This is a genomic window from Paracoccus sp. IB05 (assembly GCF_016405985.1).
Taxonomy (GTDB): Bacteria; Pseudomonadota; Alphaproteobacteria; order Rhodobacterales; family Rhodobacteraceae; genus Pseudogemmobacter.
The window spans coordinates 54,906-72,432 of sequence record NZ_JAEFCF010000019.1 but is presented as its reverse complement, the minus strand read 5'-3'; the positions used below and the strand labels follow the sequence as shown (position 1 = coordinate 72,432).

General features: G+C 65.2%; 18 protein-coding genes. 6 read left to right on the top strand and 12 right to left on the bottom strand.

Going from position 1 to position 17,527, the window contains the following annotated elements:
* Positions 1–40: 40 nt before the first annotated feature.
* Positions 41–1,834, top strand: coding sequence for an aminopeptidase P family protein (locus JC607_RS13675; protein ID WP_198837478.1), 1,794 nt, complete (start codon positions 41–43; stop codon positions 1,832–1,834).
* A gap of 13 nt (positions 1,835–1,847) precedes the next feature.
* Here the strand turns inward: JC607_RS13675 and JC607_RS13670 are convergent, their stop codons facing one another.
* Positions 1,848–2,252 (bottom strand): SufE family protein, encoded by a 405-nt coding sequence (locus JC607_RS13670; RefSeq protein WP_198837477.1) that lies wholly within the window; start codon positions 2,250–2,252, stop codon positions 1,848–1,850.
* Between the two features lie 152 nt (positions 2,253–2,404).
* Between JC607_RS13670 and JC607_RS13665 the strand changes: the two genes are divergently transcribed.
* Complete coding sequence (locus JC607_RS13665; protein WP_198837476.1) at positions 2,405–2,857, top strand: hypothetical protein; 453 nt, start codon at positions 2,405–2,407, stop codon at positions 2,855–2,857.
* A 200-nt stretch (positions 2,858–3,057) separates the two neighbouring features.
* Here the strand turns inward: JC607_RS13665 and rnd are convergent, their stop codons facing one another.
* Together rnd and JC607_RS13655 are read right to left on the bottom strand one after the other, a co-directional pair.
* Positions 3,058–4,215, bottom strand: a complete 1,158-nt coding sequence (rnd, locus tag JC607_RS13660; RefSeq protein WP_198837475.1) for a ribonuclease D — start codon at positions 4,213–4,215, stop codon at positions 3,058–3,060.
* A gap of 272 nt (positions 4,216–4,487) precedes the next feature.
* Positions 4,488–5,540, bottom strand: coding sequence for an RluA family pseudouridine synthase (locus tag JC607_RS13655; protein WP_198837506.1), 1,053 nt, complete (start codon positions 5,538–5,540; stop codon positions 4,488–4,490).
* A 52-nt stretch (positions 5,541–5,592) separates the two neighbouring features.
* Here JC607_RS13655 and JC607_RS13650 point away from each other — a divergent pair, with 52 nt between their 5' ends.
* Positions 5,593–5,928 carry a DUF6476 family protein gene (locus tag JC607_RS13650; RefSeq protein ID WP_198837474.1) on the top strand — a complete coding sequence of 112 codons (336 nt, stop codon included), beginning with the start codon at positions 5,593–5,595 and terminating at the stop codon, positions 5,926–5,928.
* 35 nt (positions 5,929–5,963) lie between these two features.
* On the opposite strand, the gene JC607_RS13645 is transcribed toward JC607_RS13650, so the two are convergent.
* Complete coding sequence (locus JC607_RS13645; protein WP_198837473.1) at positions 5,964–6,731, bottom strand: S9 family peptidase; 768 nt, start codon at positions 6,729–6,731, stop codon at positions 5,964–5,966.
* A 255-nt stretch (positions 6,732–6,986) separates the two neighbouring features.
* Between JC607_RS13645 and rpoH the strand changes: the two genes are divergently transcribed.
* Positions 6,987–7,883 carry an RNA polymerase sigma factor RpoH gene (rpoH, locus tag JC607_RS13640; RefSeq protein WP_198837472.1) on the top strand — a complete coding sequence of 299 codons (897 nt, stop codon included), beginning with the start codon at positions 6,987–6,989 and terminating at the stop codon, positions 7,881–7,883.
* A gap of 258 nt (positions 7,884–8,141) precedes the next feature.
* Here rpoH and JC607_RS13635 read toward each other — a convergent pair whose 3' ends face one another.
* The gene (locus JC607_RS13635; protein ID WP_198837471.1) at positions 8,142–8,876 is read right to left on the bottom strand and encodes an HAD-IA family hydrolase; all 735 of its coding nucleotides are present in this window, start codon (positions 8,874–8,876) and stop codon (positions 8,142–8,144) included.
* An 85-nt stretch (positions 8,877–8,961) separates the two neighbouring features.
* Here JC607_RS13635 and glmU point away from each other — a divergent pair, with 85 nt between their 5' ends.
* The gene (gene glmU, locus JC607_RS13630) at positions 8,962–10,311 is read left to right on the top strand and encodes a bifunctional UDP-N-acetylglucosamine diphosphorylase/glucosamine-1-phosphate N-acetyltransferase GlmU (protein ID WP_198837470.1); all 1,350 of its coding nucleotides are present in this window, start codon (positions 8,962–8,964) and stop codon (positions 10,309–10,311) included.
* A gap of 4 nt (positions 10,312–10,315) precedes the next feature.
* Entirely contained in the window at positions 10,316–12,139 is a 1,824-nt protein-coding gene (glmS, locus tag JC607_RS13625; protein ID WP_198837469.1) for a glutamine--fructose-6-phosphate transaminase (isomerizing), read from the top strand.
* 12 nt (positions 12,140–12,151) lie between these two features.
* Here glmS and JC607_RS13620 read toward each other — a convergent pair whose 3' ends face one another.
* From JC607_RS13620 to JC607_RS13590, 7 genes are read right to left on the bottom strand one after another with little or no spacing between them, the layout of a single operon-like run.
* On the bottom strand, positions 12,152–12,883 hold the full coding sequence (locus JC607_RS13620; RefSeq protein ID WP_233092900.1) for an ABC transporter permease: 732 nt from the start codon (positions 12,881–12,883) through the stop codon (positions 12,152–12,154).
* Positions 12,880–13,569 carry an ABC transporter ATP-binding protein gene (locus tag JC607_RS13615; RefSeq protein ID WP_198837504.1) on the bottom strand — a complete coding sequence of 230 codons (690 nt, stop codon included), beginning with the start codon at positions 13,567–13,569 and terminating at the stop codon, positions 12,880–12,882. The genes JC607_RS13620 and JC607_RS13615 overlap by 4 nt, the downstream gene beginning before the upstream one ends.
* Positions 13,569–14,246 carry a TenA family protein gene (locus JC607_RS13610; RefSeq protein WP_198837468.1) on the bottom strand — a complete coding sequence of 226 codons (678 nt, stop codon included), beginning with the start codon at positions 14,244–14,246 and terminating at the stop codon, positions 13,569–13,571. Before JC607_RS13610 ends, JC607_RS13615 begins: the two co-directional genes overlap by 1 nt.
* Positions 14,243–15,199, bottom strand: a complete 957-nt coding sequence (locus JC607_RS13605; RefSeq protein ID WP_198837467.1) for an ABC transporter substrate-binding protein — start codon at positions 15,197–15,199, stop codon at positions 14,243–14,245. Before JC607_RS13605 ends, JC607_RS13610 begins: the two co-directional genes overlap by 4 nt.
* Positions 15,196–16,173, bottom strand: coding sequence for a HesA/MoeB/ThiF family protein (locus tag JC607_RS13600; protein ID WP_198837466.1), 978 nt, complete (start codon positions 16,171–16,173; stop codon positions 15,196–15,198). The genes JC607_RS13605 and JC607_RS13600 overlap by 4 nt, the downstream gene beginning before the upstream one ends.
* Positions 16,170–16,766 (bottom strand): thiamine phosphate synthase, encoded by a 597-nt coding sequence (locus JC607_RS13595; protein WP_198837465.1) that lies wholly within the window; start codon positions 16,764–16,766, stop codon positions 16,170–16,172. Before JC607_RS13595 ends, JC607_RS13600 begins: the two co-directional genes overlap by 4 nt.
* A complete protein-coding gene (locus JC607_RS13590; RefSeq protein WP_198837464.1) occupies positions 16,763–17,527 on the bottom strand; it encodes a thiazole synthase in 765 nt (254 codons plus the stop codon). The genes JC607_RS13595 and JC607_RS13590 overlap by 4 nt, the downstream gene beginning before the upstream one ends.

The following is a 17,527-nucleotide window of genomic DNA, read 5'->3' as shown; positions in this document are numbered from 1 at the left end:
CTCCCCCGGGATATTTAGAGACAGAAAATGGAGCCTTTCCATGTTTCAGAGCTTTGACAATCCGGCCTCACCGGAAGCGGGGCCGGGGCGGCTTGCTGCTTTGCGCAGGGAGATGGCGGCGGAGGGGCTTTGGGGCTTCATCGTGCCGCGCGCCGATGCGCATCAGGGCGAATATGTTGCCGATTGCGATGCGCGGCTGGCCTGGCTGACGGGATTCACCGGATCGGCCGGGTTCTGTGTGGCGCTGATGGATCGGGCCGGGGTCTTCATCGACGGGCGGTATCGGAGCCAGGTGAAGGATCAGGTCGATCAGGGCCATTTCACACCGGTTCCCTGGCCGGAAATCCAGGCCGGGGAGTGGATCCGGAGCGCCGCTGTAGCTGGCGTGGTGGGCTTTGACCCCTGGCTGCATACGCGCGATGAGATCCAGCGGCTGGAACGCGCGCTTGAGGGCAGCGCTGTGACGCTCAGGCCCTGTGGCAATCTGGTCGACCGGATCTGGGACGACCGGCCCGGCGCGCCCTGTGTGGCAGCCTTCGCGCATCCCGAAGCGCTGGCCGGCGAGAGCGCGGCTGACAAGCGCCGCCGGATCGGAGCGGCGCTGGCCGCGCGCGGTGAGGCGGCGGCGGTGATCACCCTGCCCGATTCGATCTGTTGGCTTCTGAACATCCGGGGCGGCGATGTGCCGCGCAATCCGGTGGTGCAGGCTTTTGCGGTGATCTTTGCCGATGGCCGCGTCAGCCTCTTTGCGGAACCCGCGAAATTTGATCCGGAGCTGCGGGCGATTTTGGGCCCTGAGGTCACCTTGCGCCCGCCCGCCGCTTTCGCGCCGGCGCTGCGCCTGCTTTCCGGCCCGGTGCGGCTTGATCCGGGATCGGCACCGCTGGCGGTCTGGTCTGAGCTGGAGGAGGCTGGCATTGCGGTCAGCGCTGGTCCCGATCCCTGTCTTCTGCCGAAGGCGCGCAAGAACGCGATCGAAATTGCCGCCACCGCCGAAGCGCATCTGCGCGACGGTGCGGCGGTTTGCGAGTTTCTGTGCTGGCTCGATGCCAATGCCCCCGGCGATCTGACCGAAATCGCGGTGGTCGGAGCGCTGGAAAGCTTTCGCCGCGCGACCAATCTGCTGCATGATATCAGCTTTGACACGATCTGCGGCGCCGGCCCCGATGGCGCGATCATCCATTACCGGGTGACGGAAGAAACCGACCGCGCTTTGCGCGATGGCGAATTGCTGCTGGTCGATTCCGGCGCGCAATATCAGGACGGTACCACCGATATCACCCGCACCATCGCGATCGGCGATCCGGGCCAAGAGGCGCGCGATTGCTATACGGCAGTGCTGCGCGGCATGATCGCGGTCTCGACCGCGCGCTGGCCGCGCGGGCTTTCGGGGCGCGATCTCGACCCGCTGGCGCGGCAATTCCTCTGGATGCGCGGCCTCGATTACAATCACGGCACCGGGCATGGGGTCGGCGCGTTTCTCTCGGTACATGAGGGGCCGCAGCGGATCTCGCGGATCTCGGAAGTTCCGCTCGAGCCGGGGATGATCCTCTCGAATGAGCCGGGCTATTACCGCGAGGGGGCTTTCGGCATCCGGCTTGAAAACCTGATCGTGGTGACAGAGGCCCCGGCCCTTGGCGACAACCGTGACCAGCTTTGTTTCGACACGCTGACCTGGGCGCCCTTTGACCGAAGGCTGATCCTTGCGGCGCAGATGTCAGCGGAGGAGCGCGCCTGGCTCGACCACTATCACGCAAGGGTGCTGGCGCTGATCGGGCCGCGCGTCACCGAACCGACCCGCGCCTGGCTCAAAGCCGTCTGCGCGCCGCTCTGATACGCGGCGCAGATCAGCTGCCGGCAAGCAGGCGGATCCGTTCCACCATGGCGCGCAGCCCGTTCGAGCGCTGCGCCGAGAGGTTTTCCTTCAGCCCGATCCGCGCGAATTCCGCGAGGGCATCGACCTTGAGCACCTCGGCCGGTGTGAGGCCCGCGTAAAGCGCATGCAGGATCGCGATCAGCCCGCGCACGATCATCGCATCCGAGTCGCCCTGGAAATCGAACCGCTCCGGCGTGATCTGCGGGCGCAGCCAGACCTGGCTTGCGCAGCCTTCGACCTTATAGGCGGGAACATGGAAACTGGCCTCCAGCGCCGGCATCGCCTTGCCCAGTTCGATGACATGGCGATAGCGCTCTTCCCAGTCGTCCAGGAATTCCAGGGTCTCGGCAATTTCCTCGAATGCGGGCGTGGCCATGGCGGTTCTCCTTCTGCCCGACTGGCCTAGCCGCGTGCGCGGGCAAGGTCCAGAGTGCTCATTGGGCAAGGATGCTGGCAAGGTTCTGCTGCGGCGGCTTTTCAAAGCGCGACTTTCGCGATACCGAAGGGTTGGATGATGGAGAGTGACGGATGATCCGCAAAGCGACCGCTGTTTGCCTTTTGCTGACGCTAGCCGCCTGTGGCGGAATGAGAGACAGCCGGCTGAACCCGTTCAACTGGTTCGGGACATCAGAGCCTGCGGAAAAGGTGGTGATTGAAGAGACACCTCAGGACAAGCGCGAGCGGGTCCAGACGGTGCTTGATATGAAGATCGAGCAGGTCTCCTCGGGCGCGATCGTCCGGGCGACGGGGCTGACGCCGACCCAGGGCTGGTGGGAGGCATCCCTTGTGCCGCAACCGGTAACGCCGGAAGGTGTTCTCGTGCTTGATTTCCGTATTGCGCCCCCCTTCGAGACGCAGCCCGTCAATACACAACGCTCACGTGAAGTGACGGTGGCGCTGCACCTGTCGAATATCAAACTGGCCAATGTGCGCAAGATTGTGGTGCAGGGCGCGAATGATGCCCGTTCCGCTGGTCGCTGAACGGAGGATGGGGGCTGCCTGCCCCCACGGCCTTCGGCCGCCCCCGGGGATATTTAGAGACAGAAAATAGCCACCTCCCGCGAAGAGAGTCTTGATTTTCTGTCCTTAAATATCCTCGGGGGGAGGGCCGCGCAGCGGACCGGGGGGCAGACAGCCCCCCCTTCTTCGTAAGCCAGCTAACAAAGCTTGCAGAAGATTGCTCAGATCCGGATCGTACGGATTTCCGTGCCTCTGGCGGTCAGGGCGATCTCGCCTTTGCACAGGCGCAGTGCCTCATCACCGAAAACCTCGCCGCGCCAGCCTTTCAGCGCTTCGACATCGCGCTTACCCGCGGCAATTGCATCCAGATCCGATGCGGCTGCGATCAGCCGGGGCGCCACGCCCAGCTGTTCGGATTTCGCTTTCAGCAGCACCCGCAACAGATCCGCCAGCGCCGCATTGGTCTGCGGCTGATCGGGTTGCTGCACCACCCTGGGCAGATCTTCGGTCCGCGCTTCCATTCCGGCCTGGATCGCGGCGAGGATGCCCTCGGCGATCTCGGGCTTTCTGCCCTCGCGCAGCAGGAGCCGCGAGCGCCCGAGTTCCTCCATCGAGGTCGGCCGAGTCGAGGCGAGTTCCAGCAGCGCATCATCCTTCATCACCCGCGAGCGCGGCACGTTCTGGCCCTGCGACCAGCTTTCGCGGAATTTCGCCAGTTCGCGCACAATGGCCAGGAACCGCCCGGATGAGGTGCGGGTCTTGATCCGCTTCCAGGCCTCATCAGGATGCACCGTATAGGTGGCCGGATCGGTCAGCACCGCCAGCTCTTCCTCGACCCAGGGGGCGCGGCCGTTTTTCTGCAATTGCGCCGCAAGCCATTCATAGATCACCCTCAGATGGGTGACATCGGCCAGGGCATATTCCTTCTGTGCCTCGGACAAAGGCCGGCGCGACCAGTCGGTGAACCGCGAGGTCTTGTCCAGATTGGCCCGCGCAATTTTCCTGACCAGCGTTTCATAGCCGACCTGCTCGCCGAAACCGCAGACCATGGCAGCGATTTGCGTATCGAACAGCGGCACCGGGAAGACACCGCCTTCGACGAAAAAGATCTCAAGATCCTGGCGCGCCGCATGGAAGACCTTCACCGTCGCCTCATGGCGGAAGAGGTCATAAAGCGGCTCCATCGACATCTCTTCGCCGATGATCGGATCAACAAGAACCGCGTCGCCGTCCTTGCCCGGAAGCGCCATCTGAATCAGGCAGAGCTTTGACCAATAGGTGCGCTCGCGCAGGAATTCGGTGTCGATGGTGACATAGGGGGCTGATTTGGCCGCTGCGCAAAATGACGCAAGCTCTTCGGTCGTGGTAATGGTGCGCATCTGTCCTCGCGTTTGCGGGGGCGTCCCGCCGGTGATCTGACGACAGGAACGGGTCCGGCCGCAGAGGTTCGATCCGCGTTCCACTTGCCCCGGTCAGTCTGCTCTTGCCGCATATACTGCGCCAAAGCGTCAGTCTCTGGCCGGGAGAAGGCCTCAGGCGCAAAACCTGAAAGAAACCGGAATTTCCTGTTTCTAATCGCCGCAATCCTGATTGGAAAGAGGAATAGCATCCTCCCCCGCACAGCCGGTTTTTTCGGGGCGCGAAGCCGCCCTCAGCCGGGCGCCCCCGCCGCACGCATTGCCCCGAGCAGTGCCGCCATATCTTCGGGCAGGTCGGAGCGGAACTCCAGCCGCTCGCCCGTCACCGGATGGCTGAAGCCAAGGCTTGCCGCATGCAGCGCCTGGCGCGGAAAGGCGGCGGCACTCAGCGCGGCCTCGCCCAGCAGTTTTTCCGACAGTTTACGCCGCCCGCCATAGGTCGGATCGCCGATCAGCCCATGGCCCGCCCAGGTCAGATGCACGCGGATCTGATGCGTGCGCCCGGTCTCGAGCCAGCATTCGACCAGGGCCGCCTGGCCCGCAAATCCCTCGACCACCCGGGCCCGGGTTACGGCATGGCGTCCCTCTGGCGGCCAGGTCACCGCCTGTTTCTGACGGTCAGTGCGATGTCGCGCGAGGTTCGTCGCGATCCGGATCACGCCGCCGGGCTCAAAACTGACACCGCGCGTGCCGCGCAGCCGCGGGTCGGACCCTTCCGGTACGCCGTTGCAGATCGCGAGGTAATGGCGGGTGACCGTATGGGCCTCGAACTGCGCCGCGAGCCCGTGATGCGCCCGGTCGGATTTCGCCGCGACAATCAGCCCCGAGGTTTCTTTGTCGATCCGGTGCACGATGCCGGGGCGGCGCTCGCCGCCGATGCCGGAAATAGTGTCGCCGCAATAATGCAAAAGCGCATTGACCAGGGTGCCCGAAGGCGTGCCCGGCGCCGGATGCACCACCATCCCTGCCGGCTTGTCGATCACGATCAGATCGTCATCTTCCCAGATCACCGTCAGCGGAATCGCTTCGGCAAGGGTTTCCACTGGCTCGGCCGGGCCAATACGGATCTCCCAGACCTCGCCTGATGCCGTCTTCGCCTTCTGATCGGTGACCACCACCCCGGCGCGGCTCACCGCGCCGGCCTCGATCAGACGCGCGAGCCTTGAGCGCGACAATGCCGCTTCCTCTGGCACAGCGGCGCTGAGCGCCTTATCAAGGCGCGGCGCGGCATCCGGGCCGAGGGTGACGGTGATCAGCCCGCCCTGAGCCGGGCCTTCCGGGGCCATACTGGCATGATCGTCGTCGTCGAGGAAAGATTCAGGTGTGAAAGGTTCAGTCATGGCTCAGGCCCCGAAGGAGAATGCGGAAGAAATTGCGCTGCCGCCCTCGCTGCGTTTCCTGAAGGCGCTGGTGATCGTGCTGATGCTGAGCATGATCGCGGGTGTCATAACCGTGACCCTGCTGCTTGTCACGCGCCTGCGCGCGCCTTTATCCGATACGCCTGCGGCGACAGCGCCCCTGCCCGCCGCCTTGCTGCTGCCTGCGGGCGAGGTCGCGGCCTCGGTGGTGCCCGGCCCGGACTGGATCGGGGTTGTCACCGGCGCGGGCCGCATCCTGATCTTCAACCAGGATGGCAGCCTGCGCCAGGAGATCGAGGTCACGCCAGCCCCCTGACCGGCGCAACATGGCGCTCCGACGCGGCGAAAGGATCACTCTGGCACCACCGTTTCAAGATAGAGATCCATATGCGGCTGCCACAGCGCGGGTTTGAACAGAGCCGCATGACCGGCCTTCAGGGCGACAAACCGCCCCTGCCCGCCTGCGGCGCGAAAGGTCTCGAAATTGCTGCGGCAATGGCTGATGCGGTAATACTGGTCCTGAGTGCCATGCAGCCAGAGCGTCTCATGCGCCCCGCCGGCCCCGCGCGCGAACAGCATCGGGTTGACCTGTTCCAGCGCCGGACAGGCCCGCCCCAGCCAGCCGCCATTGAAATTGACCGCACCACGAAACAGGCCTGGCCGCATCCCGGCAAATGCAATCGCGAGGATACCGCCGCGCGACACGCCGCCAGTCACCATCCGCCCGGGGTCAACATCCGGCCAGAGCGAGAGCCCGCGCATCACCGCGTCAAGATCCTCAACCGCCCGCTCAAACCCCGCAAGGGCGATCTCCGCCTCGCAGGAATAGCCCGAACCATCGGCGGCAAGCCCTTCCCCGTAGCGCCCTCCCGATTTCCCCCGGCCGCGCCGCTGCGGGAAGGCCGCCATCCAGCCCCGGGCCGTAAAATAATTGCTGATCACCGAAGGGCTGACCGTGCGCCGGAACAGGGCCGGGCTCTGCCCGCTGCCGGTCGAGCCATGGTTGAACACCATCACCGGATACGGCCCGGGCCGCGATGGCCGCGCCACAACGACTTCCAGCGCCACCCCCGGCTCACGTGCGGGCAGCATCACCTTTGACATGCGCGGCTTTTCCACTCTGACGGTTCCTTCCCTGTTTGCCGGGATTTTCTGCCCCTGGTTCTGGCCCGGCGCGCCACGCGACGCCATCCCCCGCCGGCACCCTGACATTCCCGTGAACCGATCGACACAATTCTTTTTATCGGGATCCAAACGCCCCATCTCACGTTCATCTTCCACAGATCGCTCCCTTGTAAGGAGGATCCCTGGATCATAAGTCAAATCATCCTCCGGGGGCTGATGGCACCGGAAGAGAAAACAGGGGGCAAATGCATGAGCACCTATACCAACCTTCCCGCACCGAGCCCGGAACAGGGCCTGAACCGCTATCTCCAGGAAATCCGCAAATTCCCGCTCCTCGAACCCGAGCAGGAATATATGCTGGCCAAGGCCTGGACGGAACGCCAGGACAGTAAATCGGCGCATCAGCTGGTGACCTCGCATCTGCGGCTCGCCGCCAAGATCGCCATGGGCTATCGCGGCTATGGCCTGCCGCAGGCCGAAGTGATCTCCGAGGCCAATGTCGGCCTGATGCAGGCGGTCAAACGCTTCGACCCGGAGAAAGGCTTCCGGCTGGCAACCTATGCGATGTGGTGGATCCGCGCCTCGATCCAGGAATATATCCTGCGGTCCTGGAGCCTTGTGAAAATGGGCACCACCTCGGCGCAGAAAAAGCTGTTCTTCAACCTGCGCAAGGCCAAGGCCAAGGTCGGCGCGCTGGAAGAGGGCGATCTGCGCCCCGAGAACCTCGCCCAGATCGCGAAGGATCTCTCTGTCAGCGAAGATGAGGTGGTTCAGATGAACCGCCGCCTCTCGGGGTCAGACGCCTCGCTGAATGCCCAGATCGGCGGCGATGGCGAAGGTGCCACGCAATGGCAGGACTGGCTCGAGGATGAAGACAGCGATCAGGCCGGCGACTATGCCGAAAAGGATGAGCTCGACACCCGCCGCGAGATGCTGTCTGAGGCCATGTCGGTTCTGAATGACCGCGAGAAAGACATCCTGATGCAGCGCCGCCTCGCCGATGAGCCGGTCACGCTTGAGGAATTGTCGGAAAGCTACGGCGTCTCGCGCGAACGCATCCGCCAGATCGAGGTCCGCGCCTTCGAGAAACTGCAGGCAAAAATGCGCGACCTCGCCCGCGGCAAAGGCATGGCGATCCCCGCCTGAGTGCAAAACCTTTCACGAAACAAAGGCCCGGCCCCCGCGCCGGGCCTTTTGCTGTCTGAAAGGCAGTCTGCGACCGCGCGGCCGGGCGAAACAACCACATCCTCGTCCCATCCCGGAAATCAGACCATCCAACGTCCCGGACATGCAAGCCGCATCCGGGGCGGCATGAGCAAAGCGCCTCCCCTCCCCGGCAGTATCATTTTCTGTCTCGAAATATCCCGGGGGTGAGCGGCAGAGCCGCGAGGGGGCTGGCCCCCTCTACCCGATCAGCCGCGAGACGATCCCCGGCAGATCCTCATAGCGATGAAGCAACGCATCCGGCGCCAGCCGCGCGATCCCCTCGCCCTCCGGCCCGAATGTCACCAGAACCGAGGGCACACCCACCGCGCGCGAGGTTTTCAGATCGGTCTCGGTATCCCCGATCAGCAGCGAGCGCGCCACCACCCCGCCGGCCTGTTCCACCGCCAGATGATAGGGTGCCGGATCGGGCTTTCGCACCGGCAATGTATCCGCCCCCACCAGCGCGCCGAACAGATCGCGCACCCCAAGCTGGCGCAGAAGCTCTTCTGCCAGCGCAAAGGGCTTATTCGTGCAGACCGAAACCTTATAGCCGGCCGCGCGCAGCGCCTCCACCGTCTCGACCGCGCCGGGATACATCCGCGTCTGCACCGCAATCGCGGCACGGTAATGGCGCAAGAGCTCGGGATAGAGCCGCTCCATCTCCGCGCCTTCCGGCACCACCTGCCCCAGCCGCCCGAACCCGAGCCGCAGCATCGCCCGCCCGCCATGAAACGCCGTCAGGCTGTCGGCTGATGTCAGCGGCGCACCTTCCCCCATTTCCGTGAAACAGGCATTGGCCGCCGCCAGCAGATCGGCACTGGTATCGGCGAGGGTTCCGTCAAGGTCAAAGACCACACAGGCGCCATCGTCACGAGTTCCATGCCTGCGGGCCCTGTCCGGCGCTTTCCCGGGCGAAGGCTGATCTTGCAACATGCCGCAATCCTCTGTGACCGCCGCCCCCCTTGGCGGCCCTGCCCGGCTTCGGTAGAACGGCCTCAACACAAAAGGAAGGGGCAGAATGCAGGTCTCGCTCATCATCCTGGCGGCAGGCCAGGGCTCGCGCATGAATTCGGATCTTCCGAAGGTCCTGCATAAGGTCGCGGCGGCACCTCTTTTGCATCATGCGATGGCCGCCGGGGCCACGCTTTCTCCGGTCGCGACCATCGTCGTGGTGGGACATGGCGGCGATGAGGTCGCAGCATCGGCACTGAAATTCGACCCTGATGTGGTGATCACCCGCCAGGAAGAACAGAAAGGCACCGGCCATGCGGTCGACCAGGCCCGGGCAGCCCTTGAAGGCCAGCCGGGCGATGTGATCGTGCTTTACGGCGACACCCCCTTCATCCGCGCGGAAACGCTCGAGGCGATGCTTGAGGCGCGGGCCAGGAATGCCGTGGTGGTGCTCGGCTTCCAGGCCGCAGATCCAGGCCGCTATGGCCGCCTGATCACCGAAGGCGACAGCCTCGAGCGGATCGTCGAATATAAGGACGCGAACGAGGCCGAACGCGCGGTCACCCTGTGCAATTCGGGTGTGATCTGCGCCTCGGCGAAAGACCTCTTCGCGCTGATCGCGGAAATCGGCAATGCGAATGCCAGCGGCGAATATTACCTTACTGATGTCGTGGGGATCGCACGCTCGAAAGGCCTTACCGCCACCGTCGTTGTCTGCGACGAGGCCGAGACGCTCGGCGTCAATACCCGCGCGCAGCTGGCCGCAGCCGAAGCCGCCTTCCAGGCCCGTGCAAGGGCAGAGGCGCTGGAGACCGGCGTTACGCTCACCGCGCCCGAGACCGTGTTCTTCGCGCTCGATACCATCATTGGCCGCGATGCGATCATCGGCCCGAATGTGCTGTTCGGCCCCGGTGTCACCATCGAATCCGGCGCGGAAATCAAGGGCTTTTGCCATCTTGAGGGCTGCCATGTCTCGCGCGGGGCCGATGTCGGGCCGTTTGCACGCCTGCGCCCGGGCGCCGAACTGGCGGAAGATGTCCATATCGGCAATTTCGTCGAAATCAAAAACGCCATCCTCGATGAAGGCGTCAAGGTCGGGCATCTGACCTATATCGGCGATGCCGATGTGGGCGAGTTCACCAATATCGGCGCAGGCACCGTCACCTGCAATTACGACGGCGTAATGAAACATCGCACCCGGATCGGCAAACGCGCCTTTATCGGATCGGACACGATGCTGGTCGCGCCGGTTACGGTGGGCGATGACGCGCTGACCGGATCGGGCTCGGTGATCACCGAAGACGTGCCCGCCGGCGCCGTGGCTCTGGGCCGCGCGAAACAGGTCAGCAAGCCCGGTCTCGCCCTGAAACTGATGGAAAAACTTCGCGCGATCAAAGCCGCGAAGAGCAAAGGATAATCCCATGTGTGGCATTGTTGGTGTTCTGGGCAATAACGAAGTGGCGCCGCTGCTGGTCGAGGGGCTGAAGCGGCTGGAATATCGCGGCTACGATTCCGCCGGGATCGCCACGGTGAACAGCGGGCGGCTGGACCGCCGCCGCGCGGTGGGCAAGCTGGTCAACCTTTCGGATCTGCTGGTGCATGAGCCGCTGGCGGGGAAATCCGGCATCGGCCATACCCGCTGGGCGACGCATGGCGCCGCGACGGTGGTGAATGCGCATCCCCACCGTGCGGGCGGTGTGGCGGTGGTCCATAACGGCATTATCGAGAATTTCCGTGCGCTGCGCAGCGAGCTGGCGGCGGATGGCTATGTCCAGGAATCCGAGACCGATACCGAAACGGTCGCGCTGCTGCTGAAACGCAGCATGGACAAGGGCGCAACCCCCATCGAGGCCGCGCGTGAGACCCTGCCCCGGCTGGAGGGCGCCTTCGCGCTTTGTATGCTGTTTGAGGGCGAGGATGATCTGATCATCTGCGCCCGCAAGGGCAGCCCGCTCGCCATCGGGCGCGGCGAGGGCGAGATGTTTGTCGGATCGGATGCGATTGCGCTGGCGCCGATGACCGACCGCATCACCTATCTCGAAGAGGGCGACTGGGCGGTTCTGACCCGTAAGGGCGCCGAGATTTTCGACGCCGCAGGCCGCCGCGCCAACCGGGCCGAGACCCGCATCCAGCTGGGCGCCACCCGGGTGGAAAAGGGCGGCTACAAGCATTTCATGGCCAAGGAAATCGCCGAACAGCCGGTCGTGCTGGCCGATGCCTTGCGCCATTATACCGGATCAAGCGCCAGCCCGGCGCTGAACCTGCCTGAGGGTCTCGATTTCACGGGTATCGACCGGGTGGTGATGGTGGCCTGCGGTACGGCAAGCTACGCCACCCATGTCGCGAAATACTGGTTCGAACAGATCGCCGGCATCCCGGCGGAAATCGACGTCGCCTCCGAATTCCGCTACCGCGAGCCGGTGCTTTCTGACCGCTCGATGGCGCTGTTTGTCAGCCAGTCGGGCGAGACCGCCGATACCCTGGCCGCCTTGCGCTATGTGAAGGAAAAGGTGGCGCAGGTGGTCTCGGTCGTGAATGTGCCGACCTCGTCCATCGCGCGCGAAAGCGATCTGGTGCTGCCGATCCTTGCGGGCGCCGAGATCGGCGTCGCCTCGACGAAAGCGTTTTCCTGCCAGCTGATGGTGCTGGCGCTGATGGCGCTGAAGGCCGCCGCTGACCGGGGCCGGATCACGGGCGAGGAGCTGACCGCGCGCATCGTCAGCCTGCGCAATATGCCGGGCCTCCTGAATGCGGCGCTGGCGCTGTCAGACCAGATCGCGGCGGTGTCGAATGAGCTGGCAAAGGCGCGCGACATCCTCTTCCTCGGGCGCGGGCCGATGTATCCGATGGCGCTGGAAGGTGCGCTTAAGCTCAAGGAAATCAGCTACATACACGCCGAAGGTTATGCATCGGGCGAGCTGAAACACGGGCCCATCGCGCTGATCGACGCCAATGTGCCGGTGATCGTCATGGCGCCCTCGGACCCGCTCTTCGACAAGACGGTGTCGAATATGCAAGAGGTGATGGCGCGGCATGGCAAGGTGCTTTTGCTCTCGGATGCGGCGGGCATTGCCCATGCCGGACAGGGCACCTGGGCGCAGCTGACGCTGCCCGAAGTCGACCCGGTATGGGCGCCGATCCTCTATGCGGTGCCCGCGCAGCTGCTGGCCTATCATACCGCGATTGCGAAAGGCACCGATGTGGACCAGCCGAGGAATCTCGCGAAATCGGTGACGGTCGAGTAAGCGGCGGAGCACTCAGCCGGCATATCGCTCCAGCCGGGCGGCAAGCTGCCCGGCGACCAGGCGCTGAAAGCCCAGCGAAAGTACGACGACCAGCGCGAGGCTTGCAAAGACAAGGTCGATCCGCATCCGGCCATTCGCATGCAGCATGACCGCACCAAGCCCCTCGGATCCGCCGACCCATTCGCCGATCACCGCCCCCACCGGCGCCAGCACAGCGGCAAGCCGCAGCCCCGTGGCCAGATCCGGCAGCGCCGAAGGCATCCGGATGCGGATCAGCATCGCCCATCGCCCCGCCCCCATCACCCGCGCCAGATCCAGCCGCGCCTGGGGCACGCGGGTCAGCCCGTCATGAAAGGCGCTTGCGACCGGGAAAAATGTCACCAGCGCCACCACCGCAAGTTTCGGCGCCATGCCATATCCCAGCCAGAGCGTCAGGATCGGCGCCAGCGCGAAAATCGGGATGGTTTGCGAGACCACCACCACCGGGCCAAACCAGCGCCGGAGCCGCGCCGAGGCCGCCATTTGCAGCGCGAGCCCGATCCCGATCACCGCGCCCAGAGCGAAACCCGCAAGCGTCTCGGTCAGGGTTTTCAGGAATGCCACCGCGAGAACCCCCTGATGGGTCCAGAGCGCCCGGGCCACCGCCCCCGGCGACGGCAGCAGAAAGGGCGGCAGGCCGCTGGCCAGGATCACCCCCTGCCAGAGCGCCAGCAGCACCAGAACCGTGACAGAAACCCGGATCATGCCAGCGCCACCAGCTGCCGGGTCAGCGCAGCCGCGGCACCCTGTACCTCTGGCGCGTCGCTTGCGCGCGGGGCCTTGCCGGCGGGGGCTGTGATTTCCTCAAGACCCGCCGGCGTCATCAGAAGGATCCGGTCCGCGAGCCGCGCAGCCTCGACCGGGTCATGGCTGATCATCATCACCGTCCGCCCGCGCAACAGGCTCGCCGCGAGATCCTGCATCCTGAGCCTCAGCCCGATATCCAACGCCGAAAACGGCTCATCCAGCAGCACCAGCGGCCGGTCCTCCATCAAGACCCTTGCCAGTGCCACCCGCTGCCGCTGCCCGCCCGAAAGCTCAGCCGGACGCTTTGCCGCATGGGGGGCAAGGCCGGTCTGGTCCAGCACCGAAGCGAGCCGCGCGCGGTCCGGCGTCTCGCGGCGCAGTGTTGCGCCCAGCGTGATATTCGCCGCCACCGTGGCCCAGGGCATCAGCCCCGGATCCTGCGCCATCAGCGCGACCGGCATATGGCCGGTGATCTGACCGCGAAACTCCGCCGCGACCGGCAGCCCGCCGATCAGCCGCAAAAGCGTGGTCTTGCCCACGCCCGACGGGCCAAGCAATACCAACCATTCGCCCGCCGCAAGCGCCAGCCGCAAGGGCGGGAAAAGGCGCTCGGGGCCGATCCAGGCCTCGCCCGAAAGCCGCATCACGCGAGGCCCGCGCGCCAGAACCCGGCCTCAAGCCGCGTCGCAACACGGAAATGACGCTCGAGCTGGCGCCAGCGCGGCAGGGTCTGCGCGGCCTCGCCCAGCCGGTCGCGGAGGGCCATGTCAAAAAGCGCCCCCGCCTCGCGGCAGATTTGCTGATAGGTCTCGCCGCCATAGGTCCCGATCCAGTCGCGATAGGGCGTTTCACCAGCGGTTGCGATCAGCCGCGCGCCGATCTCGCCATAGCCCAGCACGCAGGGCAGCAGCGCGGCCAGCAGATCGAGGAAATCGCCGCTCAGCCCGGCATCCAGCACATAGCGGGTATAGGCCAGATTGCCGGTCGCCTCTTCGGTGGCGGCAAGATCTGCCGCCGATATCCCGGCTGCCGCGCAGAGCCGGATATGCAGCGCCATCTCGTGATGAAGAAGTCCGTGGACCGTCGCGCTGGCCGCCTGCATCTCGGCCAGGCTCCCGGCCTTGACCACTGCAAGCGACCAGGCGCGGGCGAAATGGATCAGGAAAACATAGTCCTGGCGCAGATAGCTGAGAAAATCCGAACGCGGCAGCGAGCCATCCTGCAGCGCGTCGAGAAACGCGTGCCGCGTATAGGCGTGCCAGTCCTCGGGACAGGCGGTACGCAGGGCAGCAAATCCGGATCCGTAATCAGGAAGGCTCATTCCGCTGCCCCCGGATCAACCGCCAGGCGCGAGACCGGCAGGATGCTGTCTGTCAGACCCGATTGCTGCAAAAACGCTTCGAACCTGGCATAGCGCCCATGATCCAGCGCCGCCGGAGAATGGGCGAAACGCGGCAATGTAGCCGCCCATGCTTCGGTGTTGAGCGGGTCGGACAGATCCGGCGCGGTGGCGGCAAAGGCCTCGAATGCGGCATCGGGATGGTTGATCATATAGGCCGTCGCGCGCTCGATCGCGGTCAGGAAGCGGGTCACGCGGTCCCGGTCAAACCCGCTACGGGCCACAAAGATCAGCTCATCATAAGCGGGGATCCCGGCCTCTTCGGGGTAGAAACAGCGCCCGTCGCCGCCCGCCAGCCGCATCTGCGTCAGTTCGAAATTGCGAAACGCCCCGATGACCGCATCAACCTGGCCGGTCAGAAGCGCGGGCGTCAGCGACCAGTTCACATTGACCAGTTCGACCTCCCCCGCCGTCAGTCCGGCGCTGGCCAGCATTCCCGACAGCAAAGCCGATTCGACGCCCGAAACCGAATAGCCGATCCGCTTTCCCTTCAGATCGCCAAGGCTCTGCACCGGCCCGTCTGCCGCCACCATGAGGCAATTGAGCGGCGTGGCAATCAGGGTGCCGACGCGCACCAGCGGCAGCCCTTCATGGACCTGGAGATGCAGCTGCGGCTGATAGGAGACCGCCAGATCGGCCTGGCCCGCCGCGACCAGTTTCGGAGGCTCCGTCGGGTCGGCAGGCGCGATGATCTCGACCTCAAGCCCCTGCTCTTTGAAAAAACCCTTTTCCCGGGCGATGATCACCGGCCCATGGTCGGGGTTCACATACCAGTCGAGGATCAGGGTCATACGGTCCTCTGCCCGGGCGGGCCCGGTCAGCGCGACAGCGGCCAGCGCGATACCGGCCAGCAGGGCCAGGGCGAAACGGGTCATATCTCGGTCTCCGTCTGGGGCGGATCGGCGATCAGCGCGATCTCATTGGGGAAATTCGGGTGGAGCTGCGCCGCCGCGCGCCAGGCCCGGAGGCCGGAGCGGCAGGCCAGAACGATGCGCTCATCTGGCGCAGGCCTGGCCCCCGTGATCTGGTCAGGCGCGAAGCGATGGGCATCCGGGGTGACGCCAAGCGGCGCCTCGGCGCGGTCGCGCAGGTCGATCACATAATCGCCGGGGCGGATCGCCGCCCTGGCGATGAAAGGGAAAGCCGTCTCCGGCTCGGGTGCGGTGTCAAAGCGAAAGCTGCTGAACCGCCAGCCCGCCATGTCAAAGCGGATCAGCTGGCCAAGCGGCGATGGCGTGATCCCCGCCAGATGCGCCAGCGCCATCTGCGCCATGAGCGTGCCGAGCATCCCCACCACCGGACCAAGCACGCCGGCACTGGCGCAGGTCGCAAGGGTTTCAGGCAGATCCGGGAACACTGCCCTGAGCGAAGGCGCGCCGCCACAAAACCCGCCGACATAGCCCGAAAACCCCAGCGCCGAGGCCGATATCAGTGGCTTCCCGGCGCGGTGGCACAGGTCGGAGAGCAGATAGCTGGCTGCGAAACTGTCGGCGCAATCGAGGATCAGATCGGCCTCTGCCACCAGGTCGGGCGCATTTTCAGGATCGCAATGCGCCACCAGAGCCGTCACCTGACAGTCAGGGTTCAACAGCCGCAGTGCATTTGCGACAAGTGCGGCCTTCGGCGCGCCGATCCCGCCTGCATAAAGCGGCTGGCGGTGCAGGTTGCTTTCCTCGGCCCGGTCCGGGTCGATCACGGTGATACGCCCGACGCCGGCTCCGGCCAGATATTGCAGCGCCGGCACGCCCAGCCCCCCGGCCCCCACAACCAGCAGATGCGCCTGGGCGAAAGCCGCCTGCCCCCCGGCACCGATCCCGGGCAGCAGGGTCTGGCGGGCATAGCGGCTCATGCCGTCACCCCGAGCCAGTGCCGCACCTGTGCCTCGGGGTCGGGGTTCAGCGTGATATCGGTCACCACCGAGACCAGATCCGCTCCGGCGGCAAAGGCCTCCGGCGCGCGCGCAGGCGTCAGCCCGCCGATCGCCACCAGCGGGATATCCCCGATCCGCGCTTTCCAGTCGGTGAGCTTTTCCACCCCCTGCTGATGCCATTTCATCTGTTTCAGGATCGTTGGCCAGACCGGCCCCAGTGCGATGTAATCCGGGCCCAGCGCCAGCGCGCGCGCCAGTTCCGCCTCGTCATGGGTCGAGATACCGAGCCGCAGCCCGGCCCGCCGGATCGCTTCCAGATCGGCGGTCTCAAGATCCTCCTGCCCGAGATGGATCCAGTCACAGCCCTCTTCAATTGCGATCTGCCAGTGATCATTGACCACAAGGATCGCCTGATGCGCGCGGCACAAAGCCTGCGCTGCGCGGATCTCAAGACGCGTCTCGTCCTCGCTGCGATCCTTGACCCGCAGCTGCACCAGCCGGACCCCAAGCGGCAGCATCCGTGCAAGCCAGGCAGCGGAGTCGAAGATCGGGTAAAAGCGTGGCAGGGTCATGCGAGAAACGCCCTCCCCAGCACGGGTGTCGAGGGCGCGGCCATATCGCGTGGCTCCATCGGCTGCGCGAGATATGCCATCCTGCCCGCCCGGATCGCCCCGGCCATGGCCCCGGCCATCCGCGCCGGATCGCCGGCCTTCGCCACCGCCGTATTCAGAAGCACCGCATCAAAGCCCAGCTCCATCGCCCGCGCCGCATGGGAGGGCAGCCCGATCCCGGCATCGACCACCAGAACCTGATCGGGAAACTCTGCCCGCAGCACGCGCAGCCCATATTCGTTCATCAGACCCCGCCCCGAGCCGATCGGCGCCCCCCAGGGCATCAGCACCTCACAGCCGGCCTCGACCAGCCGCGCACAGACGCCAGGATCCTCGGTCGTATAGGGAAAGACCTTAAACCCGTCGGCAATCAGGATGCGGGCGGCTTCAACAAGGCCGAATACATCGGGCTGCAGCGTATCGGTATGGCCGATCACCTCGAGCTTGATCCAGTCGGTTGCGAACAGCTCACGCGCCATATGGGCCGTGGTCACGGCCTCTTTCACCGTATGGCAGCCGGCGGTATTGGGCAGGATCTTCGCGCCAAGATCTGCCACAAGCGCGCGGAAGTCACCGCCACCTCTCTCTTCACGGCGCAAAGAGACCGTGGCGATCCCGGCCTCAGAGCTGCGAAACGCTTCTTCCAGGATCTTCGGCGAGGGATATTGCGCCGTGCCCAGCATCAGCGCGCTTTCAACAGCAGTCCCGTAGAATACCGGCAT

Coding starts and splice junctions, on each gene's coding strand:
- JC607_RS13635 (WP_198837471.1), bottom strand. CDS start 8,876: ATGTTGCAAGATCAGCCTTCGCCCGGGAAAGCGCCGGACAGGGCCCGC.
- JC607_RS13610 (WP_198837468.1), bottom strand. CDS start 14,246: ATGAGCCTTCCTGATTACGGATCCGGATTTGCTGCCCTGCGTACCGCC.
- rpoH (WP_198837472.1), top strand. CDS start 6,987: ATGAGCACCTATACCAACCTTCCCGCACCGAGCCCGGAACAGGGCCTG.
- JC607_RS13590 (WP_198837464.1), bottom strand. CDS start 17,527: ATGCCGGTATTCTACGGGACTGCTGTTGAAAGCGCGCTGATGCTGGGC.
- JC607_RS13655 (WP_198837506.1), bottom strand. CDS start 5,540: ATGGCCCCGGAAGGCCCGGCTCAGGGCGGGCTGATCACCGTCACCCTC.
- JC607_RS13675 (WP_198837478.1), top strand. CDS start 41: ATGTTTCAGAGCTTTGACAATCCGGCCTCACCGGAAGCGGGGCCGGGG.
- JC607_RS13665 (WP_198837476.1), top strand. CDS start 2,405: ATGATCCGCAAAGCGACCGCTGTTTGCCTTTTGCTGACGCTAGCCGCC.
- glmU (WP_198837470.1), top strand. CDS start 8,962: ATGCAGGTCTCGCTCATCATCCTGGCGGCAGGCCAGGGCTCGCGCATG.
- JC607_RS13620 (WP_233092900.1), bottom strand. CDS start 12,883: ATGATCCGGGTTTCTGTCACGGTTCTGGTGCTGCTGGCGCTCTGGCAG.
- JC607_RS13670 (WP_198837477.1), bottom strand. CDS start 2,252: ATGGCCACGCCCGCATTCGAGGAAATTGCCGAGACCCTGGAATTCCTG.
- rnd (WP_198837475.1), bottom strand. CDS start 4,215: ATGCGCACCATTACCACGACCGAAGAGCTTGCGTCATTTTGCGCAGCG.
- JC607_RS13600 (WP_198837466.1), bottom strand. CDS start 16,173: ATGAGCCGCTATGCCCGCCAGACCCTGCTGCCCGGGATCGGTGCCGGG.
- glmS (WP_198837469.1), top strand. CDS start 10,316: ATGTGTGGCATTGTTGGTGTTCTGGGCAATAACGAAGTGGCGCCGCTG.
- JC607_RS13650 (WP_198837474.1), top strand. CDS start 5,593: ATGGCTCAGGCCCCGAAGGAGAATGCGGAAGAAATTGCGCTGCCGCCC.
- JC607_RS13595 (WP_198837465.1), bottom strand. CDS start 16,766: ATGACCCTGCCACGCTTTTACCCGATCTTCGACTCCGCTGCCTGGCTT.
- JC607_RS13615 (WP_198837504.1), bottom strand. CDS start 13,569: ATGCGGCTTTCGGGCGAGGCCTGGATCGGCCCCGAGCGCCTTTTCCCG.
- JC607_RS13605 (WP_198837467.1), bottom strand. CDS start 15,199: ATGACCCGTTTCGCCCTGGCCCTGCTGGCCGGTATCGCGCTGGCCGCT.